Annotated in this window: 2 protein-coding genes; one reads left to right on the forward strand and one right to left on the reverse strand. The window is 45.7% G+C overall.

Going from position 1 to position 635, the window contains the following annotated elements; translation table 11 throughout:
- Positions 1-155: 155 nt before the first annotated feature.
- Positions 156-398, forward strand: a complete 243-nt coding sequence (locus IE199_RS21840; protein ID WP_189775038.1) for a ribbon-helix-helix domain-containing protein — start codon at positions 156-158, stop codon at positions 396-398.
- Here IE199_RS21840 and IE199_RS21845 read toward each other — a convergent pair.
- A partial coding sequence (locus tag IE199_RS21845; RefSeq protein WP_189775040.1) for a hypothetical protein occupies positions 395-635 on the reverse strand: 241 nt, incomplete at its 5' end. The genes IE199_RS21840 and IE199_RS21845 overlap by 4 nt on opposite strands.

Genomic DNA, 635 nt, shown 5'->3' on the forward strand with positions numbered 1-635 from the left:
TGATATCACTCTTTTTAAGTCTGTTGGCTGTGCCCACGAAGACTATGCAGCGGCGAAACTCATTTATCGCAGTTTAGAGGACTGTCCACCCGCCACATCACGCGGTAAAATCTATATAGATTGACAGCCTCTGTTTGCTGTTGGAAACTGCGCGCATGTTAAACCTTGATGATGCAAAACTTGAAAAACACTCTGTGACCATATCTGGTCACCGCACATCCATTTCACTGGAAAAAGGTTTCTGGCGACATCTGCGCCAGTATGCAGAGCAGGAATCAATTTCAATGAATGAACTGGTTAAGCAGATTGATGAAGCCCGGACAGGGTCGCTGTCCGGTGCACTTAGATCATTTGTTCTTAAACAATTAGAAGATCACATAGCAAAGCTGCAGGGTTAGTTATTAGTCTCTGTCTCTGCTGCATCTTTTTCAGGCTTTTTCTGAATTTTGTTCAAAAGCTCCAATGCACGGCCAAAAACCGCAGAACCGGGAGATTGCTGCGTCCCGCCCGTGGTTTTCTGTTTTTGCTCTAACTCCTGAAACACAACTGATCTGAAACGCCGTTCGATGTCGGCAATCACAAATTTTTCAAACAAACGGCTTTGCCAATCGGTGGCAGGCGCGGACAAACTACCT

This window comes from Thalassotalea marina, from assembly GCF_014656435.1.
Lineage (GTDB): Bacteria > Pseudomonadota > Gammaproteobacteria > Enterobacterales > Alteromonadaceae > Thalassotalea_C > Thalassotalea_C marina.